The sequence below is a fragment of the Roseivivax jejudonensis genome (assembly GCF_900172265.1).
In the GTDB taxonomy this organism is placed as follows: domain Bacteria; phylum Pseudomonadota; class Alphaproteobacteria; order Rhodobacterales; family Rhodobacteraceae; genus Roseivivax; species Roseivivax jejudonensis.
The window spans coordinates 435575-450491 of sequence record NZ_FWFK01000002.1 but is presented as its reverse complement, the minus strand read 5'-3'; the positions used below and the strand labels follow the sequence as shown (position 1 = coordinate 450491).

The following is a 14917-nucleotide window of genomic DNA, read 5'->3' as shown; positions in this document are numbered from 1 at the left end:
GGACAGAGCTCCAGCGAAAGGAATTTCCATGCGTCGTACCATGACCGCGCTCGTCGCGCTGAGCACCGCGGCCGCCGCGCCCGCGCTCGCGCAGGATCAGTCGGAGGTGCTCGGCACCTATGCCGACATCGCTCACGCGAGTTACGAGGACAGCCTGATCAAGGCGCGCGCCCTTCAGGACGCCGTCGATGCGCTGATCGCGGAGCCGTCGGCCGCCGCGCTGCAAGGCGCGAAGCAGGCATGGCTGGAGGCGCGCGTGCCCTACCAGCAGACCGAGGTGTTCCGCTTCGGAAATCCGATCGTCGACGATTGGGAGGGCAAGGTGAACGCGTGGCCGCTCGACGAGGGGCTGATCGATTATGTCGACGACGCCTACGGTGGGGCGACCGATGCCAACCAGCTTGCCGCGCTCAACGTCATCGCGAATCCGACCTTCACGCTCGGCGGCGAAGAGGTCGATGCGACGGAGATCACCCCGGACCTGCTCGAGGGCCAACTGCACGAGGCGGGCGAGGTCGAGGCCAACGTGGCCACGGGCTATCACGCCATCGAGTTCCTGCTCTGGGGTCAGGATCTGAACGGCACCGACGCCGGTGCCGGCACCCGCCCCTGGACGGACTATGCCGCGGGCGACGACTGCTCCAACGGCAATTGCGACCGCCGTGGCGACTACCTCAAGGCCGCGACGGATCTCCTCGTCAGCGATCTCGAATGGATGACCGGCCAGTGGGCCGAAGAGGGCGAGGCACGCGCCGCGGTGCTTGAGGACGGCGACGCTGGCATCAACGCCATTCTGACCGGCATGGGGTCGCTGTCCTACGGCGAGCAGGCAGGCGAACGAATGAAACTCGGCGTCATGCTCAACGATCCGGAGGAAGAGCACGATTGCTTCTCGGACAACACCCACAACAGCCACTACTACGACGGGCTGGGCATCCGGAACGTCTACGTGGGTGAATACGTGCGCGTCGACGGGACCGTGGTGTCGGGCGCGTCGCTTTCCGATCTGGTGGCCGCCGCGGACAGCGAGGTCGACGCGGAACTGCGTGACCGGCTCGACGCGACGATGACCGAACTCGGCCAGATCAAGACCGCGGCCGAGGCGGGCTTCAGCTACGACATGATGCTGGCGCGCGGGAGCGATGCCGGTGAAGCGCTGATCATGAGTGCCGTCGACGCCCTGGTGAACCAGACGCGCGCGATCGAACGCGCGGTGACGGCGCTGGGTGTCGATCAGATCGCGTTCGAGGGATCCGATAGCCTGGACGATCCGAACGCGGTCTTCCAGTAACGCCGTATCGGGCCGGGGCACCGCGATGTCCCGGCCCGGACACCGCGCGCGGGCCATCCGGGCGTACACGCAATTCAGAAGATCGCGATCCGAGTCACATGTCACCGCGCGCCACCCGAGCCCCATTTCCGAGGGGATGCACGCTGGCCGCTCTCGCCGCGCTGCTGGCGGCGACACCGGCGCTCCCCGAGCCTGACAGCGTCGATCTGTCCGCACCGCATCTCGACGTCGTGCCGCGCACCGAGGCCGAGCGCGCGCGCATCGCCGACGTCGTCGCGCCGCCGGAGGATTTCTCGGAACCCGAGCCGTTCGAGACCAATCCCGCCGGTGCCGCCACCGTGCGGGCGCGCCGCACGGCCGACGCGTTCTCGCAGCCCTCGGGCAATATCCCGTTCGAGCGCGAACTCGATTTCAAGGTCGGCAACGGGCTCTTCAAGAAACTCTGGGTGTCCGCTCCGGCATCCACGCTCGCCTCTGACGGGCTCGGGCCGCTCTACAACGCGCGCTCCTGCCAGCGATGCCACCTGAAGGATGGCCGCGGCCATCCGCCGGCGGGGCCCGACGACGACGCGGTGTCGATGTTTCTGCGGGTTTCGGTTCCCGCGACGGACGACGCCCGAATGAGTGAGATCGAGGCGTTCCTGCTGTCGATCGGCGACGAGACGCCGCGCACGCGGCCGGACCCGACCTACGGTGGCCAATTGCAGGACTTCGGCGTGGCCGGACACGCCGCCGAATACCGCCTCGGCGTCCGGTACGAGGAGATTGACGTAGCGCTGTCAGACGGCGAGACCGCGACGCTTCTAGACCCTGTCTACACCGCCGAGGATCTGGGTTACGGCCCGCTTGCCGATGGCGCGATGCTGAGCCCGCGCGTTGCGCCGCAGATGATCGGCCTCGGCCTTCTGGAGGCGATACCCGCCGCCGACATTCTCGCGCGAGAGGATCCAGACGACGCGGATGGCGACGGCATATCGGGCCGCGCGCAGATCGTCTGGTCCTTCGAACACGACCGGCCGATGCTCGGCCGCTTCGGCTGGAAGGCCGGCGCACCGACGATCCGGGAGCAAAGCGCCAGCGCCTTCGCGGGGGACATCGGCATCTCCTCCCCGATCTTTCCCGACCCGTGGGGCGATTGCGCTGCGGGGCAGAGCGCTTGCCGCACCGCTCCGCATGGCGACGGCGACGCCCGCGGCACCGAGATCGACGCCGAGGGGCTTGATCTGGTGACCTTCTACAGCCGCAACCTCGCGGTCCCGGCCCGCCGGGACGCCGACGCCCCCGAAGTTCTTCGCGGCAAGGCCGTATTCCACGAGGTCGGCTGCGCGTCTTGCCACACGCCGAAACACGTGACACATCGCCTGACCGATCAGCCCGAGCAGAGCTTTCAGCTGATCTGGCCGATGACCGACCTGCTCCTGCACGACATGGGCGAGGGGCTCGCCGATGACCGGCCCGAGGGCCGTGCTTCGGGGCGCGAGTGGCGCACGGCGCCGCTCTGGGGCATCGGCCTGACCGAGACGGTGAACGGTCACATCCGGTTCCTGCATGACGGGCGCGCGCGCTCGCTGCTCGAGGCCGTCCTGTGGCATGGTGGCGAGGCCCAGCCCGCCCGCGATGCCGTCGTCGCGATGCCCAAGCCCGACCGCGATGCCCTGATCCGTTACCTGGAGAGCCTCTGATGCGCCGAGCCCTGGTCGCCACCCTTTGCCTGATCGCCGGTCCGGCGGTCGCCGGCGTCGATGCAGCGCTGGACGAGCACGTCCTGCCCGGAACGGCCCGGTTCGCCGAACGCGCCGCGGCCTTCGAGGATGCCGCGCAAGAGGATTGCAGCGCCGAGGCGCTGCGTCCGGCCTATCACGACGCTTTCGATGCCTGGCTGGGGATCGCGCATCTCGGGCTCGGCCCGTTGGAGGATGGCGGCCGCGGCCTGGCCATCGCGTTCTGGCCCGACACCCGCGGCATGGTCGATCGCACCGTGCGGCGGCTGGTGGCCGACGAGGATCCTGCGACATCGGATGCCGACGCATTCGCCGAGGTCTCGGTCGCAGGGCGCGGGCTCTTCGCGGCCGAACGGCTCCTGTTCGATGCGGACTACGCCGGTTACGCCGAGGGCGACTACACCTGCAGTCTCGTCCGCGCGGTCGCGAAGGACCTGTCGCGCATGGCCGCCGCGGTCGCATCCGAGTGGCGCGAGGATTTCGCACCGCTGATGCGCGAGGCCGGTTCCGATGGAAATACGCGATTCCTGAGCGAGCGCGAGGCGGCGCAGGCACTCTTCACGACGCTCGTCACCGGCCTCGAGTTCGTGGCCGATCGCCGGCTCGGCGTGCCGATGGGCAGCTTTGACGCGCCGCGGCCGCAGATGGCCGAAGCCCGCCGCTCGGGGCGGTCGCTGCGCAACGTGGTCGGGTATCTCGAGGCTCTGAAGGAGTTGGCCCGCACGCTGTCGGATGCGCCGATCCCGCAGACCGAGGCGGCGTTCGCTCAGGCGCTGGAGACCGCGCGCGAGCTGGAGGATCCGGTCTTTGCCGGGGTGGAGACGCCGGTCGGACGCCTGCGGGTCGAGGCGCTCCAGACCGAGGTCGACGCGATCACGCAGGCGGTGGGCTCCGAAATCGCGCCGGCGCTTGGCGTGTCGGTCGGCTTCAACTCGGCGGATGGCGACTGATGCCGTCGCGCCGCGCCTTCATCGCCGGTCTCGTCGCCGCCGCCGGATCGCCGGCATTGAGCTGGGCGGATGCCGGGGCACCGTCCTATCTTGCCGCGGCGCGCGAGGCGGACGAGACATTCGCGCTTTTCGGGCTCGACGCGGCGGGGCATGACCTGTTTCGCGTTCCGCTGCCGGGTCGCGGCCATGCCGCTGCCGCGCACCCCGATGCGCCCGAGGCGGTATTCTTCGCGCGGCGCCCGGGCCGTTTCGCCCTTGTGATCGATTGCGCGCGGGGTCGCGAGATCCGGCGTCTCCGCCCGCCCGAGGGTCGGCATTTCTACGGGCACGGCGCATTTCTCGCCGGCGGAGACATCCTCGCCACGAGTGAAAATCACATCGACAGCGGTGAGGGACGCATCGGGCTGTGGTCGCGGTCCGAGGGCTATGCCCGGATCGGAGAGATCGCATCCGGCGGGATCGGACCGCACGAAATCCGCGCCGTGTCGGACGATCTGCTCGTGGTGGCCAATGGCGGCATTCGGACCCATCCCGACAGCGGCCGCGAGAAGCTGAACCTCGAGACGATGAGTCCGAGCCTCGTCTACCTGTCGATGTCCGGGCGCATCGAAGAGGAGGTGGCGCTCGATCCCGCGCTGCATCTCAACTCGATCCGGCATCTCGCCGTGGCGCCGGACGGGCAGGTCGCCTTCGCGATGCAATGGCAGGGCGCGCCGTCCGACGGGGTGCCGCTGCTCGGCCTGCACCGCCGGGGCGGCCCGCCGGTCCTCGCCGAGGCCGGGCTGGCCGAACAGATCGCGCTGGAGGGTTATGCCGGGAGCGTCGCGGTCTCTGGCGACGGCCGGACGGTCGCGTTCACCGCCCCGCGCGGCGGCCGCCTTCATGTCTTCGATGCCGCCGGTCGGTTCCTCGCCGCGCATCGGCGCGCGGATATCTGCGGCGTGGCGCCGGGCACGGCGCTGTCGGCCGCCGGTTTCCTCGCGACCGACGGGCTTGGCGGGGTGATGGCGGCGGACACCGACGGGCTGCGCCCGCGCGCCGCGCCCGACAGGGCGTGGGACAACCATCTCGTGCGCGTGGGACAGGCCGCGGCCTGAGAGACGCGGCCGACGTCAGGCTGTGGATCCGGGCGCGAGCGTCAGGCCGGCCGCGAAGGCAGCAGGCAGAGCATCTCGTAGAGCAGGTTCGCGCCGATCAGGGCCGTATTGCCGGTCGGGTCGTAGGGCGGCGATACCTCGACGAGGTCCGCACCGACGAGCCGGAGGCCGGACAGGCCACGGATGATCTCGAGCGCCTGCATGGTCGTCAGGCCGCCCGCTTCGACCGTTCCGGTGCCCGGTGCGAAGGCCGGGTCGAGGCTGTCGATATCGAAGCTGAGATAGACCGGGGCGTCGCCGACGGTGTGGCGCACCTGTTCCATCAGGGGCGCGAGCGAGCGGTGCCAGCACTCTTCGGCCTGCACCACGGTCCAGCCTTGCTGCCGGCCCCAGTCGAAGTCGTCCGCGGCGTAGCCGGTGCCCCGCAGGCCGATCTGGAACACGCGATCGTTCTGCAGGCACTCCTCTTCCCACGCGCGGCGGAACGGGCAGCCATGCGCGACCGTCTCGCCGAACATCGCCTCGTTGATGTCCGCGTGTGCATCGACGTGAACGAGCGCGACCGGACCGTGCACTTCCGTCATCGCGCGCAGGATCGGCCAGGTGAGTGTGTGATCCCCGCCAAGGGTGAGCGGCACCGCGCCGTGCCCGAGGATGCCGCGGTAGTGGTCCGCGATGATCTCGACCGATTTCTTGAGGTCGAACGTGTTGATCGGCACATCGCCGATGTCCGCGACCTGAAGCGCGTCGAAGGGCGCAGCGCCGGTCGCCATGTTGTAAGGCCGGATCATCCGGCTCTCGTCGCGGATCTGGCGCGGCCCGAGCCGCGTGCCCGGCCGGTTCGACGTGCCGATATCCATCGGGATCCCGACGAAACAGGCGTCGAGTCCCGCGGCGGTTTCGGCGGGCGGAAGCCGCATCATGGTCGCGGGGCCGCCGAAACGCGGCATGTCGTTGCCGCCGAGCGGCTGGTTGAATCGTGTCATGCGGCCTCCGTGGCAATCATACGGGCGAGCGCGCGCATCTGGACGGTGACAGTCTCGCGCAGCGCGTCCAGTGTCATCGCATCGTCCTTCACGAACTCGATGAACATCATGTTGAGGTTGTTGAAGACGAACTGTCCCATCGCCGTTGAATCGATATCGGCGCGGACCTCGCCGCGCCGCTTCAGCACGCGGATCATCTCGGTCACCTGTGCTTCCAGTCGCGAATCGAGCGCGCTGTAGCGTTGGCCGTTCGGGGTCTCGGGTGCCTCTATCGACAGCGCCATCGCGGTGCGCCACATCTCCTTGCTCAGGTATTCCAGCGAGTGGTCGTAGTAGAAACCGATCAGCGCCATCAGCGCCGGTTCGACGCCCGGCGGCGGGGTCGCCACGATGGTCGCACCGGTTTCCAGCACCTCCTCGACCTCCATCGCGACCGCCGCGATGAGCAGATCGCCCTTGGTCCGGTAGTAGTTGTAGACCGTCCCGACCGAGACGTCCGCGCGCTCCGCCAGGTCCTCGAGCCGGACCGCGCGATAGCCCTTGGCCCGGAACATCGTCACCGCGGCGGACAGGATCCGCCGCTCGCGGTCCGCCTTCTGCCTGTCGCGTAAGCCCGCCATGCCGTGTCGCGCCGAAACCTCGAAACCAATTCAAGATTCATGTTGACTGTAAACTTGAACGCGCTCAACTTTTTTCTGCACGAGCGGCCGCAGAGCTGCCGGCTTCGCGACACAGGGAGACGCGCATGACTTCGAAAACAGCCTTTTGCCTTCTCGGGAGCACCGCGCTCGCCACGCTCGGCAGCGCGGCAGCGGCGCAGGACGAGCTCAACGCGCTGGTCTGGTGCGACCACACCGATCCCGCGCTGATCGAACCGTTCGAGGAGGCGCACGACGTGACCGTCAACCTGCGCGAATACGAGGGGACCGGCGCCGCGCTGGCGACTCTCGAACAGTCGCGCCCCGGCGATTGGGATGTGCTGGTCATCGACGGGATCGACGTGTTCCGCGCCATCGACGCCGGTATCCTGGCGCCGCTTCCGGCGGACGAACTGCCCACCGACGATTTCTTTCCCGAGGTCGTCATGGAGGACAACAACAGCCGCGACGGAGAAATCTACGCGGTGACAGAGAAGTTCGGCTACAACACCATCTCCTACAATTCGGAGGCGGTGGACGAGGCGGACATGCAGAGCCTTTCGACCGTCTGGTCCGAAAAGTACGACGGCCGCATCTCGATCTACGACTATTACCTGCCGGTGATGGGGATCGCCGCGCTGGCCGAGGGCATCGACACCGCGGCCATCGACGCGGACGCGCTCGGGCCGATCGGCGACACGCTCTCGGCGATGCGGGGCCGCGCGGCGTCCGTCGCAGGGGTCGTCGCGGCGCAGACGGCGCTCGCCACCGGCGAAGTCGACATCGTGGTGGGCGGCGGCGAATGGCTGACCGCCGTCCTGGCCGAAGAGCAACCGGCGCTGACCTGGACCATCCCCGAGGAGGGAGCCGTCCGCTGGACGCAGTCGATCGGTGTGCTCGCCGATAGCGAAAAGCCCGATCTCGCGCTCGAATTCGTCAAGTACATCGTCAGCCCGGAAGGGCAGGCGCGTCTCGCCACGTCGTCCTGCTTCTGGGGGATGCCGGCGAACGCCGGGGCGGGCGAATTCCTCGACGACGATCAGAAGGCGCGGCTGCGCTGGGACGATCAGGAGGATTACCTGGCCGCAACGCAACTCTACCCGGCGCCCGACACCGATCTCGACATCGAGATGCAGGATCTCTGGCTGAACACGCTCCAGCAGTGACCGCACGGGCCGACACGATACGGGGCTGGGGCTTCGCGGCCCCGGCCCTAGTCTGGACGGCGGCGTTCTTCGTCGTGCCGTTCGTGGTGATGGCGGCGATGAGCCTGGCCACGCTCGACGGGCGCACGCTGATCTGGGGCCTTCATCCGGACAACTACCTCGAATTGGCGAGCAAGGCGTATCTGGCGCGGGCCATCGTCGTGTCGCTCGAGATCACGCTGACGGTGACCGTGGTGTCGGTGATGCTGGCCTATCCGCTGGCCTGGATCATCGCGTTCCGTATTCCGCCGCGGTGGCAGCGGCTGGCGCTTCTGCTCGCGATCCTGCCATTCTGGACCTCCTACGTCGTGCGATCCTACGCTTGGCTGCTGGTGCTGGCGCGCGACGGCGTGGTGAACCAGGCGCTTCTCGGTATCGGGCTGATCGACGAGCCGCTCACGCTCGCCAACACGCGATTCGCGACGGTCACGGGCTTCGTGCATTTCTTCGTCATGCTGCTGACGCTCACGATCTACGCCAACCTCGTGCAACTGTCGCCGAACTACCGCAAGGCGGCGGCGGATCTGGGCGCGAACGCGTTCCAGACGTTCCGGCACGTGGTGCTGCCGCTGACACTGCCGGGGATCATGACGGGCGCGTTCCTGACCTTCGTGCTGTGTATCGGCGACTACATCACGCCGCAGATCCTCGGCGGCAACACGGAGCTGACCGTGCCGCAGGTCATCATGGTGCAACTCGGTCGGCGCGCGGATTTCCCGCTCGCCTCGGCACTGGCGGTCGTCCTCATGGGCCTTGTGACGCTCGCCTATCTCGTGATGTCGCGCTGGCTGAGGCTCGACAGGCTATGACACGCACGCTTCTGCCCCTGGTCTACGGGTCTGCCGCCTTCGTCTTTATCTACCTGCCGGTGGCGGCGCTGGTGCTGTTCTCGTTCCAGGACGGGACGTTGCCGGTGCCGCCGTTCGAAGGTCCGAGCCTCAGATGGTATGCCGACGTCCTCGCGGACGACGACCTGACGGCGGCGCTTCTGAATTCGCTCGGGGTCGCCCTCCTGTCGGCGTCGGTGGCGGTGACGCTCGGCTTCACGGCGGCCTACGGGCTGGCACGGCACCGGCTGCCCGGGACGGCGCTGCTGCGCGCGTTGCTGATCGCGCCTCTGACAGTCAGCTACCTGATCGTCGGGCTGGGGCTTCTCATCGTGCTGCAGCGGATCGGGATCGGCCTGTCGCTCTGGACGGCCGGGATCGGCCATGTGGTGATCAACCTGCCGCTCTGCTTCGCCATCATCTACGCCTCCATGGGCGCCCAGAACGTGAATGCCGAGCGGGCGGCGCGGGATCTGGGAGCACGGGAGGCGCAGGTCGTACTGCTCGTGACCGTGCCGATGCTGGCGCCGGCAATCCTCGCCGCGTTCTTCCTGTCGATCACGCTCAGCTGGGACGAGTTCATCATTGCCTTCCTGCTCACCCGGTTCGACGTCACGCTGCCGGTCGAGATCTGGTCGATGCTGCGTTCGGGCCTGTCGCCGCGGCTGAACGCGATTGGCAGCCTCGTCTTCCTTGTTTCGGTGACGGCGGTGATCCTTCTCGAACTTGTTGTTTTCCGGAGACGCTCATGACCGCGCCCGTAACCCTCGAACGGATCGGCCACAGCTTCGGCTCGCTGCGCGCGCTCGACGACATCACGCTCGATATCGCGGCGGGCGAATACATCACGCTGCTCGGGCCCTCGGGCTGCGGGAAGACGACGCTTCTGTCCGTTCTCGGGGGATTTCTCACGCCCGATGCGGGGCGCGTGTTGATCGGCGGAGAGGACATGACCCGCGTGCCGGCGGTGCGCCGCCCGACCGCAACGACCTTCCAGGACTACGCGCTGTTCCCGCACATGACCTTGCGCGACAACGTGGCCTTCGGGCTGCGGATGGCCGGGGTCGGCCGGCGCGACCGCCGCGCCCGGGCCGACCAGAAGCTCGACATGGTCGGCCTGCTGGCACAGGCCGACGCGCATCCGCATGCGTTGTCGGGCGGTCAGCGCCAGAGGGTCGCGCTTGCTCGCGCGCTGGCGGTCGAGCCGGATGTCCTGCTCCTCGACGAGCCACTCGGTGCGCTCGATCTCAAGCTGCGTCGCGCCATGCAGGACGAGCTGAAGGCGATCCAGCGCGAGGTCGGCACCACCTTCGTCCACGTGACCCATGACCAGGAGGAGGCGTTGGCGATCGCCGACCGCATCGTGGTGATGAATGCCGGCCGGATCGAGGATGCCGGCGCTCCCGCGCGCATCTACCGTCAACCCGCCAGCCTCTTCGCCGCCGAGTTCATGGGCGAGACCAACCGATTTTCCGGTCGGGGCACGGGCGGGCGGATCGAGACGCCGTTCGGGGCCGTCGATCGCCCGCCGCCCGCCGAGGGCCCGCTTACGCTCTGCCTGCGCCCCGAGGCGGTGCGCCCGCGCGAGGCTGCCGCGCAAGGATCGCTTGCAATCGGGCCGTCGCGCGTGCGCGACGCGGCGTTCTTCGGCACGCATTGCCGCGCGCATCTGACGCCGGACGCCGCGCCGGACCTTCTCCTCGTCGCGCATCTTCCGGCGGTCGATCCGCCGGCGCCGGGAGCGGTGCTCGACCTCGCCGCCGAAACCGCCGACCTCGCCGCGTTCGCCGCAACGGGATGACCCAGATGGACCACGCCCGCCCCGAGGACTGGTACGCCACGGAGAGCAAGTCCGATGGCGTCACGCTGATCCACGAGCCCTTCATCCAGCCATTCTACCGCTGCAACATGTGGCATGTGCGGGGGCGGGATCGCGACATGCTGATCGACAGCGGCATGGGCGTCCTGCCGCTGCGGGAGTGGGTGCCGCTCGTGACCGAGCGGGCACTGACGGCGGTCGCCTCGCACACCCATTTCGACCATATCGGCTGTCACCACGAATTCGCGGACCGCGTCGTCCATCGTGCCGAGGCCGACATCCTCGCCGATCCGCAAAACCGCGCGACACTGGCCGATCCCTACGTGACCGACGACATCTTCGACCGTCTGCCGCCGGCGCCCTACAGCTCCACCACCTATTCGGTGCGGGCGGCGCCGGCATCGCGACTCGTCGAGGATGGCGACGTGATCGATCTTGGCGACCGGCATTTCGAGGTCATCCACACCCCCGGGCATTCGCCGGGCGGGATCGCGCTGTGGGAAGCGGCGACCGAGACCTTGTTCTCGGGCGATATCGTTTATGACGGCCCGCTGATCGAAGACACGTACCACGCCGACGCGCGGGACTACTACGCCTCGATGACCCGTCTTCTGGATCTGCCGGTGCGGGTCGTGCATGGCGGCCATTTTCCCAGCTACGACGGCGCCCGCCACCGCGAGATCATCCGCGCGTGGCTCGACGAGAAGGACCGCGCATGATCCCGGACCGTATCCAGTTCTACATCGGTGGCGCGTGGACCGCGCCAGTGAGCCCGGCGCGGCTCAGCGTGGAGAATCCGGCCACGGAACAGGCCATCGCCTTGATCGCGCTTGGCATGGACGCCGACATCGACGCTGCGGTGGCCTCTGCCCGGGCGGCCTTCCCGGACTGGGCCGCGACGCGGCCCGCGGAGCGGCGGGCGGTTCTCGAGCGAGTGCTCGAGGTGACGCGCGCCCGGCAGGCGGATCTGGCCCGCACGATTACCGCCGAAATGGGCGCACCGGCGACGATGGCGTTCGAGGAACAGGCCGCCGTGGGCGTTTCGCATCTGGAGGGGTTTCTCGCCGCGTTCGACGAAATCCCGTGGCAGGAGCGTCTGCCGAACGGCACCGTGATCCGGCGGGAACCGATCGGGGTCTGCGGACTCATCACGCCGTGGAACTGGCCGATCAACCAGATCGCCCTCAAGGTCCTGCCGGCGATCGCGACGGGCTGCACCTGCGTCCTGAAACCGTCGGAACTGACGCCGCTGTCGGCCATGCTCTACATGGAGATCCTGGACGAGGCCGGCGTGCCGGCGGGGGTCGTGAATCTCGTGAACGGCTCGGGGCCCGTGGCGGGCGCCGCGCTGTCGCGGCACCCCGACGTCGACATGATGTCGTTCACCGGCTCGACCCGTGGCGGCACAGCCGTGAGCCGCGATGCCGCCGCCACCGTCAAACGCGTGACGCTCGAACTCGGGGGCAAGTCGCCGAACCTCGTCTTCGCCGATTGCGGGGCCGATCTCAAGGCGCGGGTGGCCGCGTCGGCGGCCGAGTGCTTTCTCAATTCCGGCCAGTCCTGCGACGCACCGACCCGGATGCTGGTCGAGCGATCGGTCTACGACACGGCCTGTGAAATCGCGGCGCGCGTGGCCGACGAGACGATCGTCGGGGATCCGACCGTCGAAGGCGACAGGATGGGACCGCTCGTGAGTGCCGCGCAATGGTCCCGCGTGCAGGGATATATCGACGGTGCCCGGACCGAGGGCGCACGCCTGATTGCCGGGGGCCCGGGCCGTCCCGAGGGTGTGAACCGCGGGCATTTCGCACGACCGACGGTGTTCGCCGACGTGACCCCCGACCACACGATCTGGCGCGAGGAGGTGTTTGGACCGGTCCTCGCCATCACGCCCTTCGCCGATGAGGCGGAGGCGGTGCGCCTCGCCAACGACACGGACTACGGTCTTGCCGCCTACCTCCAGACGGGCGATCCGGCTCGGGCCGCGCGCGTCGCTGCTGCGCTGCGGGCTGGCATGGTGCACGTGAACGGCACGCCGCAGTCCCCGGGCAGCCCGTTCGGCGGCTACTCGATGTCGGGGACGGGGCGCGAGGGCGGCCTTTTCGGCCTCGAGGAGTATCTGGAGATCAAGGCGCTGCACATGCCGGCCGGCTGGAACTGAGGACCCACCGCCGGTCAGAGCGTGTCGAGAAAGCGCAGCGTCTCGGCGATCGCCCGTTCGGTGGCGTCGCGGTCGAATTCGAGCGGGCTCAGGAACGAGATGTCCTGCTGGTCGAAGCTGTGTGTCACGCCCTCGTAGAGCGTCACCGCCACATCTGCATCGTGCGCCAGCAGGGAGCCCGCCACTTCGAGGCATTCGCGCTCGTCCACGATGGTGTCCTCCTCGACGAGGAGAAAACGGTAGCCGAGGTCAGTCGGCAGATCCGACACCGACGCGAGCGACGCCTGTCCGCAATACGGATAGTACAGGACGACGCCACGGATCCCGGCGTGGCGCCGCGCGGGCAGGGTCGCGGGCCATTCGGTCAGGAGTGGCGGCACGGTGCCCGCTTCGGACAGGACGAGAAAGTCGAGTGTGGCCCAGCCGCCATGCGACATGCCGATCAGCGCGATCCGTTCGGGATCGACGTCGTCGCGCGCGCGTAACGCCGCGAGGGCCACGGCGATGTCGGCCGCGCGTTCGGCGCCGTTCAGAAGCTGCCCCGCGCAGACGAGCCGCCACATCTGCCGGTCGTCGAGCTCGCGCGGTCCGTGGCTGTCGACATTGAGCGACAGCCAGCCCGCCTCAGCCAGCCGCGCGGCCAGACGGGCTACGTTGTCCTGCGGCCCGTCGCAGCCCGACAGCAGGAGCGCGGCGGGAAATGGCCCGTCGCCCTCGGGCCGTGTCCAGGTGAAGCCCGGTGAGAGCTGCTCCGACAGCTCGGCCGGCGACAGCGTGGTCGCCGTCCAGCCCAGCCGCCCGCGCAGCGCGTTGAGCACGAAGGCCGCGCTCAGCGCCAGGACCACGATCAGGGTCCAGAGAAGAAATCTGCGCGTCATGCCGCTCGCCCGTCCCGCACTGCGCCGCTGCCAACCCCGCCGGTTTAGACCGATCGCCCGAGCGAGGGTAGGGCGCGCGACGGGTCACGGTCATCGGTCGTATCGAGGTGTCCGGATCGGTCCGCGGACGTCCCGGCCGTTGGGATGCGGCCGGGTTTCTCGGGACGTGGATGCCCTGGGCCGATCGTCCGAAGGCCGCCGTCTTCGAGAGAGGCGGAAGCTGGTGATGCAGCGCATCGGTGCCGACTTCGATCGCAGGCGATGCGGGGACCGGTCACGATGCCTTTCTCATGCCGTCTTCTGCGGCGTCGGTGGGCACGAGCGCCTTGACGACGTCGGTCATGGAGAGGATTCCGGCCATGGTGTCGTCGCGCAGGACGCGGAAGCTCAGGTTGGTGTCGCCGTCGGCCTTGGCGATGACGTCCTCGAGCGTGGCGTTCTCGTCGACCGCGCCGGCGAGGCCGCCGGGATCCTCGGTTGTCTCGCGCATCACCGTGCGGGCGCGCAGGACGCGGGCGCGATTGATGTCGGAGATGAAGTCGACGATGTAGGGATCGTTGGGGTGCATCAGGATGTGCTGCGGCTCGCCCTGCTGCACCACCTCGCCGTCCTTCAGGATCACCAGGTGATCGGCGAGCTTGAGCGCCTCGTCGAGGTCGTGGGTGATGAAGACCACGGTCTTCTGCAACTCGCGCTGCAACTCGAGCAGCAGGTCCTGCATGTCGGTGCGGATCAGCGGATCGAGCGCCGAGAACGCCTCGTCCATCAGCATGATGTCGGAGTTCGAGGTCAGCGCCCGGGCGATGCCGACGCGCTGCTGCATGCCGCCCGAAAGCTGGTGGGGATATTGCGGGCCCTGGCCCTGCAGCCCGACGCGGTCGAGCCACTTGGTCGCCTCCGCCTCCCAGGCCGAGCGCTTTTCGCCGTCGACGATCATCGGCGTGGCGGCGTTCTCGAGCACGGTGCGGTGCGGCAGGAGCGCGAACTTCTGGAACACCATCGACATCTGCTTGCGGCGCAGCGCGCGCAGCTGTGCGTCGGAATAGTCCATGATGTTCTCGCCGGCGATGACGACCTCGCCGTCGGTCGGCTCGATCAGCCGGTTGAGGTGGCGGATCAGCGTCGACTTGCCCGAGCCCGAGAGCCCCATGACCACGGTGATCTCGCCGGCCTGCATGTCGACGTTGATGTCGCGCAGGCCGAGCACGTGGCGGTGCGCCTCGAGCAGCTCGTCCTTGTGCATGCCGGCCTTGGCATGGGTCAGCGCCGCCTGCGGGTCGTCGCCGAAGATCTTGTAGAGATTGCGGATCGAAATCTTGGGATCGGCCATGTCCGTCGCTCCTC

At 68.5% G+C, this 14917-nt stretch carries 14 protein-coding genes; 10 read left to right on the top strand and 4 right to left on the bottom strand.

The annotated features are described in order from the left end of the window. Positions 1–28: 28 nt before the first annotated feature. The 4 genes from ROJ8625_RS07215 to ROJ8625_RS07200 all read left to right on the top strand — a co-directional run bounded on the left by ROJ8625_RS07215 (position 29) and on the right by ROJ8625_RS07200 (position 5059). Complete coding sequence (locus tag ROJ8625_RS07215; protein WP_143535065.1) at positions 29–1291, top strand: imelysin family protein; 1263 nt, start codon at positions 29–31, stop codon at positions 1289–1291. 98 nt (positions 1292–1389) lie between these two features. Then, positions 1390–2973 carry a di-heme oxidoreductase family protein gene (locus tag ROJ8625_RS07210; RefSeq protein WP_085791188.1) on the top strand — a complete coding sequence of 528 codons (1584 nt, stop codon included), beginning with the start codon at positions 1390–1392 and terminating at the stop codon, positions 2971–2973. Next, entirely contained in the window at positions 2973–3962 is a 990-nt protein-coding gene (locus tag ROJ8625_RS07205; protein WP_085791187.1) for an imelysin family protein, read from the top strand. The genes ROJ8625_RS07210 and ROJ8625_RS07205 overlap by 1 nt, the downstream gene beginning before the upstream one ends. Then, a complete protein-coding gene (locus ROJ8625_RS07200) occupies positions 3962–5059 on the top strand; it encodes a DUF1513 domain-containing protein (RefSeq protein WP_085791186.1) in 1098 nt (365 codons plus the stop codon). Before ROJ8625_RS07205 ends, ROJ8625_RS07200 begins: the two co-directional genes overlap by 1 nt. Before the next feature lie 41 nt (positions 5060–5100). Here the strand turns inward: ROJ8625_RS07200 and speB are convergent, their stop codons facing one another. Together speB and ROJ8625_RS07190 are read right to left on the bottom strand one after the other, a co-directional pair. Continuing rightward, a complete protein-coding gene (gene speB / locus ROJ8625_RS07195) occupies positions 5101–6045 on the bottom strand; it encodes an agmatinase (protein ID WP_085791185.1) in 945 nt (314 codons plus the stop codon). Then, complete coding sequence (locus ROJ8625_RS07190) at positions 6042–6665, bottom strand: TetR/AcrR family transcriptional regulator (protein WP_085791184.1); 624 nt, start codon at positions 6663–6665, stop codon at positions 6042–6044. Before ROJ8625_RS07190 ends, speB begins: the two co-directional genes overlap by 4 nt. A gap of 125 nt (positions 6666–6790) precedes the next feature. On the opposite strand from ROJ8625_RS07190, the gene ROJ8625_RS07185 reads away from it, so the two are divergent. Genes ROJ8625_RS07185 through ROJ8625_RS07160 form a run of 6 tightly spaced genes read left to right on the top strand, consistent with a single transcriptional unit; the run spans position 6791 to position 12695 of the window. Beyond that, positions 6791–7849: an extracellular solute-binding protein gene (locus ROJ8625_RS07185; protein WP_085791183.1), complete on the top strand. Its 1059-nt coding sequence runs from the start codon at positions 6791–6793 to the stop codon at positions 7847–7849. Next, positions 7846–8697: an ABC transporter permease gene (locus ROJ8625_RS07180; RefSeq protein WP_085791182.1), complete on the top strand. Its 852-nt coding sequence runs from the start codon at positions 7846–7848 to the stop codon at positions 8695–8697. Before ROJ8625_RS07185 ends, ROJ8625_RS07180 begins: the two co-directional genes overlap by 4 nt. After that, entirely contained in the window at positions 8694–9467 is a 774-nt protein-coding gene (locus tag ROJ8625_RS07175; RefSeq protein ID WP_085791181.1) for an ABC transporter permease, read from the top strand. Before ROJ8625_RS07180 ends, ROJ8625_RS07175 begins: the two co-directional genes overlap by 4 nt. After that, positions 9464–10516 carry an ABC transporter ATP-binding protein gene (locus ROJ8625_RS21570; RefSeq protein ID WP_085791180.1) on the top strand — a complete coding sequence of 351 codons (1053 nt, stop codon included), beginning with the start codon at positions 9464–9466 and terminating at the stop codon, positions 10514–10516. Before ROJ8625_RS07175 ends, ROJ8625_RS21570 begins: the two co-directional genes overlap by 4 nt. A 5-nt stretch (positions 10517–10521) precedes the next feature. Continuing rightward, entirely contained in the window at positions 10522–11253 is a 732-nt protein-coding gene (locus ROJ8625_RS07165; RefSeq protein WP_085791179.1) for an MBL fold metallo-hydrolase, read from the top strand. Next, the gene (locus ROJ8625_RS07160) at positions 11250–12695 is read left to right on the top strand and encodes an aldehyde dehydrogenase family protein (RefSeq protein ID WP_200813295.1); all 1446 of its coding nucleotides are present in this window, start codon (positions 11250–11252) and stop codon (positions 12693–12695) included. The genes ROJ8625_RS07165 and ROJ8625_RS07160 overlap by 4 nt, the downstream gene beginning before the upstream one ends. Positions 12696–12709: 14 nt before the next feature. On the opposite strand, the gene ROJ8625_RS07155 is transcribed toward ROJ8625_RS07160, so the two are convergent. Together ROJ8625_RS07155 and ROJ8625_RS07150 are read right to left on the bottom strand one after the other, a co-directional pair. Further along, positions 12710–13573 carry a dienelactone hydrolase family protein gene (locus ROJ8625_RS07155; RefSeq protein ID WP_085791178.1) on the bottom strand — a complete coding sequence of 288 codons (864 nt, stop codon included), beginning with the start codon at positions 13571–13573 and terminating at the stop codon, positions 12710–12712. A gap of 274 nt (positions 13574–13847) precedes the next feature. Then, complete coding sequence (locus ROJ8625_RS07150; RefSeq protein WP_085791177.1) at positions 13848–14903, bottom strand: betaine/proline/choline family ABC transporter ATP-binding protein; 1056 nt, start codon at positions 14901–14903, stop codon at positions 13848–13850. Positions 14904–14917 lie beyond the last annotated feature (14 nt).

Excerpts from the sequence above, each read along its gene's own strand:
- ROJ8625_RS07215 (WP_143535065.1), top strand. The coding sequence starts at position 29 with ATGCGTCGTACCATGACCGCGCTCGTCGCGCTGAGCACCGCGGCCGCC.
- ROJ8625_RS07210 (WP_085791188.1), top strand. The coding sequence starts at position 1,390 with ATGTCACCGCGCGCCACCCGAGCCCCATTTCCGAGGGGATGCACGCTG.
- ROJ8625_RS07205 (WP_085791187.1), top strand. The coding sequence starts at position 2,973 with ATGCGCCGAGCCCTGGTCGCCACCCTTTGCCTGATCGCCGGTCCGGCG.
- ROJ8625_RS07200 (WP_085791186.1), top strand. The coding sequence starts at position 3,962 with ATGCCGTCGCGCCGCGCCTTCATCGCCGGTCTCGTCGCCGCCGCCGGA.
- speB (WP_085791185.1), bottom strand. The coding sequence starts at position 6,045 with ATGACACGATTCAACCAGCCGCTCGGCGGCAACGACATGCCGCGTTTC.
- ROJ8625_RS07190 (WP_085791184.1), bottom strand. The coding sequence starts at position 6,665 with ATGGCGGGCTTACGCGACAGGCAGAAGGCGGACCGCGAGCGGCGGATC.
- ROJ8625_RS07185 (WP_085791183.1), top strand. The coding sequence starts at position 6,791 with ATGACTTCGAAAACAGCCTTTTGCCTTCTCGGGAGCACCGCGCTCGCC.
- ROJ8625_RS07175 (WP_085791181.1), top strand. The coding sequence starts at position 8,694 with ATGACACGCACGCTTCTGCCCCTGGTCTACGGGTCTGCCGCCTTCGTC.
- ROJ8625_RS21570 (WP_085791180.1), top strand. The coding sequence starts at position 9,464 with ATGACCGCGCCCGTAACCCTCGAACGGATCGGCCACAGCTTCGGCTCG.
- ROJ8625_RS07165 (WP_085791179.1), top strand. The coding sequence starts at position 10,522 with ATGGACCACGCCCGCCCCGAGGACTGGTACGCCACGGAGAGCAAGTCC.
- ROJ8625_RS07160 (WP_200813295.1), top strand. The coding sequence starts at position 11,250 with ATGATCCCGGACCGTATCCAGTTCTACATCGGTGGCGCGTGGACCGCG.
- ROJ8625_RS07155 (WP_085791178.1), bottom strand. The coding sequence starts at position 13,573 with ATGACGCGCAGATTTCTTCTCTGGACCCTGATCGTGGTCCTGGCGCTG.
- ROJ8625_RS07150 (WP_085791177.1), bottom strand. The coding sequence starts at position 14,903 with ATGGCCGATCCCAAGATTTCGATCCGCAATCTCTACAAGATCTTCGGC.